The sequence below is a fragment of the Streptomyces sp. SID14478 genome (assembly GCF_010548525.1).
Classification (GTDB): Bacteria; Actinomycetota; Actinomycetes; order Streptomycetales; family Streptomycetaceae; genus Streptomyces.
Genome location: NZ_JAAGMG010001293.1, coordinates 1 through 7218, shown reverse-complemented (window position 1 = coordinate 7218; position 7218 = coordinate 1). Strand labels below are relative to the sequence as shown.

At 71.8% G+C, this 7218-nt stretch carries 7 protein-coding genes; 3 read left to right on the top strand and 4 right to left on the bottom strand.

Features of this window, described 5'->3' with window-relative positions; all coding sequences use genetic code 11:
* The coding region (locus G3I40_RS41265; RefSeq protein ID WP_343245193.1) for an urease subunit gamma at positions 1 to 133 on the bottom strand (133 nt) is incomplete at its 3' end.
* 143 nt (positions 134 to 276) lie between these two features.
* Between G3I40_RS41265 and G3I40_RS41260 the strand changes: the two genes are divergently transcribed.
* Positions 277 to 981: a TetR/AcrR family transcriptional regulator gene (locus tag G3I40_RS41260; protein WP_164559934.1), complete on the top strand. Its 705-nt coding sequence runs from the start codon at positions 277 to 279 to the stop codon at positions 979 to 981.
* Positions 982 to 1104: 123 nt separating this feature from the next.
* On the top strand, positions 1105 to 2259 hold the full coding sequence (locus G3I40_RS41255; RefSeq protein ID WP_239092251.1) for an NAD(P)/FAD-dependent oxidoreductase: 1155 nt from the start codon (positions 1105 to 1107) through the stop codon (positions 2257 to 2259).
* A 65-nt stretch (positions 2260 to 2324) separates the two neighbouring features.
* On the opposite strand, the gene G3I40_RS41250 is transcribed toward G3I40_RS41255, so the two are convergent.
* Positions 2325 to 3416 (bottom strand): branched-chain amino acid aminotransferase, encoded by a 1092-nt coding sequence (locus tag G3I40_RS41250; RefSeq protein WP_164559932.1) that lies wholly within the window; start codon positions 3414 to 3416, stop codon positions 2325 to 2327.
* Positions 3417 to 3680: 264 nt separating this feature from the next.
* The gene (locus tag G3I40_RS41245; protein WP_164559931.1) at positions 3681 to 4721 is read right to left on the bottom strand and encodes a 3-isopropylmalate dehydrogenase; all 1041 of its coding nucleotides are present in this window, start codon (positions 4719 to 4721) and stop codon (positions 3681 to 3683) included.
* A gap of 142 nt (positions 4722 to 4863) precedes the next feature.
* On the opposite strand from G3I40_RS41245, the gene G3I40_RS41240 reads away from it, so the two are divergent.
* Positions 4864 to 6453 carry a metallophosphoesterase family protein gene (locus G3I40_RS41240; RefSeq protein WP_203645753.1) on the top strand — a complete coding sequence of 530 codons (1590 nt, stop codon included), beginning with the start codon at positions 4864 to 4866 and terminating at the stop codon, positions 6451 to 6453.
* A gap of 37 nt (positions 6454 to 6490) precedes the next feature.
* Here G3I40_RS41240 and G3I40_RS46710 read toward each other — a convergent pair whose 3' ends face one another.
* The gene (locus G3I40_RS46710; protein ID WP_203645751.1) at positions 6491 to 6634 is read right to left on the bottom strand and encodes a hypothetical protein; all 144 of its coding nucleotides are present in this window, start codon (positions 6632 to 6634) and stop codon (positions 6491 to 6493) included.
* Positions 6635 to 7218: the final 584 nt, after the last annotated feature.

Below are 7218 nucleotides of genomic sequence, written 5' to 3'. Positions count from 1 at the left end.
CGCAGACGGTGTCCGCGATCAGGGCGGTCGCCTCGGGCACGTTGAGCCGCAGGCCGCGCGCCTTGCGGGCCCGGGCCAGCTCGGCCGCGCCGAACAGCAGCAGCCGGTCGCGCTCGGTGGGGGTCAGTCGCACGCCGTCAACACCTCCTCAAGGTTTGAACGCCACTCTAAACCCTGAAGAGGAAGAGAGGAAAGATGTGCTTGTAACTGGGAAATGGACGTCTTGAGTACTGCTCTAATCGGTCGAGGGAAAGGGTGGGCGACTACGGTGTGCCCGTGACCAGCACCGACCGGAACAGCACCCCGCACACCCCGCGCAGCCGCCGCGAGCGCCCGGCGAAGCCGGCCCTGAGCCGGGACGGCATCGTCGCCACGGCCGTGCACGTCCTGCGCACCGAGGGGCTCGGCAAGGTGACCATGCGCCGCCTCGCCCGCGAGCTCGACACCGGGCCCGCCTCGCTGTACGTCTACGTCCGCAACACGGACGAGCTGCACGCGGCGGTGCTCGACGCCCTCCTCGCCGAGGTGGACCTCGCACCGGTCCGGGACGCCTCGACCGCCTGGCAGGATCGGCTGACCGGGCTGCTGACCTCGTACCTGGACACCCTGTTCCGCTACCCGTCCCTGGCCCGGTCCGCCCTGACCGTGCACCCCTCGGGCGAGCACTACCTGGACCTGGTGGAGGCCGTGCTCGCCCTGCTCCGCGAAGGCGGGGTGCCGGACGCCCGGGCCGCGTGGGGCGTGGACCTGCTCCTGCAGAACGCGACGGCGACGGCGGCCGAGCACGCGGGCGACGACGCGAGGTCGCTGGACGCCACCGCCGCCGCGATCGCCACGGCCTCCCCCGCCCGGCACCCGGAGCTGAGCCGGCTCGCGGACGTGATCGTCTCCGGGTCCGGCGAGGCCCGGCGGGACTGGGGCTTCGCCGCCCTGATCGCGGGCATCACGGCGTCCCCCGAGCCGCGCCTCACCGACTCCTGACCGCACCGCGGCAGCGGGCCGGACCGACTCCTGCCCGCATGACGTGCTACGAACTTGTTCGTTACGAACATGTTCGTTACCGTGGAGGGACGAACCTGCCCGAGCCCGACCAAGGAGGCCGCCATGAACGCCACACCCCACCACCCCATCGCCGTCGTCGGCGCGGGCCTCGGCGGCCTGATGCTCGCCCGCGTCCTGCACGTGAACGGCGTCGCCTGCACCGTCCTCGACCTCGACACCTCGGCCGGCGCCCGCGCCCAGGGCGGCATGCTCGACCTGCACGAGGAGACGGCGCAGGCCGCCCTGCGCGCCGCCGGTCTCTACGAGGAGTTCCGCGCGATCGTCCTGCCCGGCGGCGAGGAGTCCAAGGTCATCGACCCGGACGGCACCGTGCGCAGCCACGACCCGGACGACGGCGACGGCGGCCGCCCCGAGGTCAACCGCCCGGACCTGCGCCGCATCCTGCTGGACTCGCTGCCCGCGGACACGATCCGCTGGGGCGCGAAGGTCACCGGCGCGCAGCCCACCGAGGTCCCCGGCCGCCACCTGGTCACCCTCGCCGACGGCAGCCGCTTCACCACGGACCTGCTGATCGGCGCCGACGGCGCCTGGTCCCGGATCCGCCCGCTGCTGAGCGACGCCCGCCCCGCGTACACCGGGATCTCCTTCGTGGAGGCCGATCTGCTGCCCGGCACGGGGCGGCACACGGAGGTGACCGCGCTCACCGGCGGCGGCAGCACCTTCAGCCTGGGCGACGGGCGCGCGCTGCTGACGCACCGGGAGAGCGACGGCCGCGTCCACACGTACGTCGCGGTGAAGGCGCCCGAGGAGTGGCTCGGCTCGATCGACTTCTCCGACACGCAGGCCGCGCGCGCCGCGGTGCTCGCCCTCTTCGAGGGCTGGGACGACCGGCTGCGCGCCCTGGTCGAGGACTCCTCGGGCGCGCTCGTGCCCCGCCCGATCCACGCGCTCCCGGTCGGCATCACCTGGGACCGGGTGCCCGGGGTCACGCTGCTCGGCGACGCCGCGCACCTGATGTCGCCGTTCGCGGGCGAGGGCGCCAACCTCGCCATGTTCGACGGCGCCGAGCTGGCCCGCGCGCTCGTCGAGCACCCCGGCGACACGGAGGCCGCTCTCGCCGCGTACGAGAAGGAGCTCTTCCCGCGCAGCGAGGCGACGGCCGCCGATTCCGCGGCCAACCTCACGCTGATGTTCGGCCCGGACGCCCAGCAGAAACTGCTCGACATGTTCGCGGGCTTCGGCGCCGAGCAGGCCTGAGGCCCGGGGAAGTACACGGCCCCCGTACCGCGGTTGCGGTACGGGGGCCGTGTGCGGGTCTGGCGTCAGGAGCCCAGCTTGTGCATCCAGCCGTGCGTGTCGTCGGCCGTGCCGCGCTGCAGGTTGAGCAGGGCCTCGCGCAGCTTGAGGGTGACCGGGCCGGGGGTGCCGTCGCCGTGGGTCCACTCGCCGGACTTGGTCTTGGCCCTGCCGATCGGGGTGACCACGGCGGCGGTGCCGCAGGCGAAGACCTCGGTGAGCGCGCCGGAGGCGGCGTCCGCGCGCCACTGCTCCAGCGTGATCACGCCCTCCTCGGCGGTGTAGCCGAGGTCGCGGGCGACCTGGAGGAGGGAGTCGCGGGTGATGCCCTCCAGGATCGAGCCGGTGAGCGACGGCGTGACGATCCGGTCGCCGTACACGAAGGCGACGTTCATCGAGCCGCTCTCCTCGACCTTGGTGCGGGTCACCGCGTCGAGGTAGACGACCTGGTCGCAGCCGTTGGCGGCGGCCTCGGCCTGCGGGAGCAGCGACGCCGCGTAGTTGCCGCCGGTCTTGGCGTCGCCGGTGCCGCCGGGCACGGCGCGCACGTGGTCCTCGGAGACCCAGATCGTGACCGGCTTGACGCCGCCCGCGAAGTAGGCGCCGGACGGGGACGCGATCAGCATGAACAGGTACTCGTTGGCCGGGTGCACGCCGAGCGCGGCCTCCGTCGCGAACATGAACGGCCGCAGGTACAGGGCCTCCTCGCCGCCGTGCGGCGGCACCCAGGCGCCGTCCTGGCCGAGCAGCGCGTCGAGCGCCTCGATGAACAGCTCCTCGGGCAGCTCCGCCATGGCCATGCGGCGGGCGGAGGTGCGGAAGCGGCGGGCGTTGGCCTCCGGACGGAAGACCGCGACCGAGCCGTCGGGCTGGCGGTACGCCTTGAGCCCCTCGAAGATCTCCTGGCCGTAGTGGAGCACGTGCGTGGAGGGGTCGAGCGAGATCGGCCCGTACGGGACGAGCTGCGCGTCGTGCCAGCCGCGGCCCTCGGTCCACCGGATCGTCACCATGTGGTCGGTGAAGTGGCGGCCGAACCCGGGGCTGGCCAGGATCGCGTCACGCTCCGCGGCGGACAGCGGACTGGCAGAGGGCTTGAGCTCGATCGTGGGCGTCGTCATGGTTGCGTGTCCTTCACCGTTGGTTGTGACGGACCGCGCTCACGTCTGCACTCCTTGTACTAGGACGTCCGAGCTTCCACGTACATCGCGGCCTCGCGTTCGATTATCGCGCGTGCTGAGGTGTGCTCGAAACGGGCCTGGTGAGTGCGGGGTGCGGCGTGATGCGGCCCAGGGGTCGATGGTGGCACCCGGGGGCCGCACAGGAGAAGCCGCCGGGTGCAGATCTGCGGCCCGGCGGCTTCTCGTGAGGGGATGAGCGCCGGGTCAGCCGGCTACTCGCGCGGCGAGGGCGTCGCCGATCTGCTCCGTGGAGCGGACCGTGTCACCACGCTCGCCGAGGTCGGCGGAGACGGCCGTCTCGATGCGCGCGGCCTCGGGCTCGTAGCCGAGGTGGCGCAGGAGGAGGGCGACCGAGAGGACCGTGGCGGTCGGGTCGGCCTTGCCCTGGCCCGCGATGTCCGGGGCCGAGCCGTGGACGGGCTCGAACATCGAGGGGAACTCGCGGCTCGGGTTGATGTTCCCGGAGGCCGCGACGCCGATGCCGCCGGAGACGGCCGCGGCGAGGTCGGTGATGATGTCGCCGAAGAGGTTGTCGGTGACGATCACGTCGAAGCGGGCCGGGTCGGTGACGAGGTAGATCGTCGCGGCGTCGACGTGGATGTAGTCGGTGGTGACCTCGGGGAACTCCTTGGCCACCGTGTGGAAGACGTTCGTCCACAGGTGGCCCGCGAAGGTGAGCACGTTGTTCTTGTGGACCAGCGTGAGCTTCTTGCGGGGGCGGGCCTGGGCCCGGGCGAAGGCGTCGCGGACCACGCGCTCCACGCCGAAGGCCGTGTTGACGGAGACCTCGGTGGCGACCTCGTGCTCGGTGCCCTTGCGGATCGTGCCGCCGTTGCCCGTGTAGGGGCCTTCGGTGCCCTCGCGGACGACGACGAAGTCGATCTCCGGCTGGCCGGCGAGCGGCGTCGGGACGCCCGGGAGCAGCTTCGAGGGACGCAGGTTCACGTGGTGGTCGAAGGCGAAGCGGAGCTTGAGCAGAAAGCCGCGCTCCAGCACGCCGGAGGGGACCGACGGGTCGCCGATGGCGCCGAGCAGGATCGCGTCGTGCTGTTTGAGGGCGTCCAGGTCGGCGTCGGTGAGCGTCTCACCGGTCGCGTGGTAGCGCTTGGCGCCGAAGTCGAAGTCCTCGGTCTCCAGCTTCACATCCTGCGGAAGGACAGCGGAGAGGACCTTCAGACCCTGGGCCACGACCTCCTGGCCGATACCGTCACCGGGGATCACTGCGAGATTGATGCTGCGAGACATGTTCCGCACCGTACTCCCAGTCCCATGGATTGACATGCGGTGTCCAGCATGCGGACCCCGTATCCGCGGAACCGCAGTGCCGCCACTCATTGTTCACCCTTACGTATGACGGGTGTTGGGGGTCACTGGGAAGTTCTCTGGCATGAGCCCTGCCCACGACACCCCCGACGTCGGCATCCCGCCCCGGCTCGCGCGGCGGATGAGCATGCCCGAGCAGCACGAGTACCTCCGTACGAAGTTCAGCAGGCGGCGGGCGCTGACCGGGGCCGCGGGCGCCGTGGGCGGGGCGGCGCTGCTCGGCGGCGGTGCGGCGGCGGCGCCGGTGTCCGCGACGCCGGGGCCGCCGCACAGGGCGGCCGTGCGGGTCGACGGCTCGCTGGTCGCCCCTTTTGGGCGGCACCTCGCCTTCGGGGCCGACCCGAAGACGCAGATGCGGATCTCGTGGCAGGTGCCGTTCGCCGTCAACAGGCCTTATGTGCGGGTGGGGTTGACGCCCTGGGAGCTGAGCCGGAAGGTCGAGGCCGAGGTGCGGGCGCTGCACACCCCCGCGCTGTCGAAGCGGCTGCCCGCCGTCGAGCAGCACTATCTGCACGTCGCGCTCGACGGCCTGCGACCCGGCACGACGTACTACTACGGCGTCGGCCACGACGGATTCGACCCGGCCTCGGCGGAGCGCCTGGGCACGCTCGGCACGTTCCGCACCGCCCCGGCCGCGCCCGGGACCTTCGTCTTCACCGCCTTCGGCGATCAGGGCGTGAGCTATGACGCGCTCGCCAACGACCAGGTGATCCTCGGCCAGAACCCGTCCTTCCACCTGCACGCGGGCGACATCTGCTACGCCGACGGCACCGGCCACGGCAAGGAGGCGGACACCTACGACGCCCGGGTGTGGGACCAGTTCCTCGCACAGACGGAGACGGTCGCGAAGTCGGTGCCGTGGATGGTGACGACCGGCAACCACGACATGGAGGCCTGGTACTCCCCCAACGGCTACGGCGGGCAGAGCGCCCGCTGGTCGCTGCCGGAGAACGGCCCCGACCCGCGCAACGCCCCGGGCGTCTACTCGTTCGTGTACGGGAACCTGGGCGTCGTCGCCCTGGACGCCAACGACGTCTCGTACGAGATTCCCGCCAACAAGGGCTGCACGGACGGCAAGCAGACCGCCTGGCTCGACCGGCGGCTCGGTGAACTGCGGGCGCGCGACGACATCGAGTTCGTCGTGGTCTTCTTCCACCACTGCATGTACTCGACGTCCACGCACGCCTCGGACGGCGGGGTCCGCGACGCGTGGCTGCCGCTCTTCACCGAGCACCAGGTGGACCTGGTGATCAACGGCCACAACCACGTCTACGAGCGCACGGACGCGATCAGGGGCGGCGGCAGCGGAGAGGTGGGCAAGCCGGTGCCGGTCGGCGCGTCGACCGATCCGACGCGCGACGGCATCGTGTACGTCACCGCGGGCGGCGCCGGCAAGGACCTCTACGGTTTCGGGCCCGGCGTGCGGGACAGCCACGAAGGCAAGGTCGACGACCGGGAGGCGATCGTCACCTTCCACTGGACCGCGTCACGTCTGCCCGCCCCGGACACCGTGGAGTGGTCCCGGGTCCGGTACACGGGCTTCTCGTTCCTCGCGGTGGAGGTGGAGAAGGGCCGGATGAAGGTCTCCGCGCTGGCCGAGGACGGCACGCGCGTCGACCACTTCGAGGTACGACGGGGGCCCGGATCTCCGTGACCGCTCGGGTCGCGGCGGCCGGCCCCGGCGACCGGTCTCAGTGACCGGTCTCGCCGCCGTTGTCCCTGCGGTCCAGCGCGCGCTGGAGGGCGGCGGCGGCACTCTTGGCGGACTGCCGGTCGGCTTCGCGCGACGGGGAGACGTGACGGACTCGGCGGCGGGCGGGTGTCGCAGTGGCCATGGTGATCGACTCCTTGAGATCACACGGGACGCGCGAAAACGCGCGCACCTATGGGGATTTCGAGGCGCCGGAAGGGGCGGGAAGCGGGAGCGGCAGGGGTTGCCTGCCCGGTGCTCCGGCTCACGACCGCCATTCGCCAGTAAGCGAGACGTTCGGCTCCTACAAAGCTAGGACAGGTCGCTGCTTCTGTCTCCACAATTACTCGGACTTCCTACTATCTGAGACGGACCTCACGCCTTCGGCCCGCTGAGCTCGCGGATCGGGCCCGGCTCGGGAACGGTTTCCGGCCGCTCCGGCCGCGCCGCGCGGACCGGATCGGGGAGAGCCGCGTGCGGGCCGACGGCGCCCAGGTGACACCCCGCGCTACTCAGGCGGGAGTTGAGTACGCACGCCGATCCGGCCGGACGCCATCAGGAGCAGAGTCGCCTCCATGAACGGCCTCTACTCACTCAAGCCCTGGTACGCGCACCGGCTCTCCGGTGTCCGTGCGGGGTGCGCCGCGCACGGCGTGACGCCCGACGCCCTGACCTGGGCGGGCGTGGTCTGCGGCGGTGCGGCGGGCGCGGCCCTCGCGTTCCTGCCCG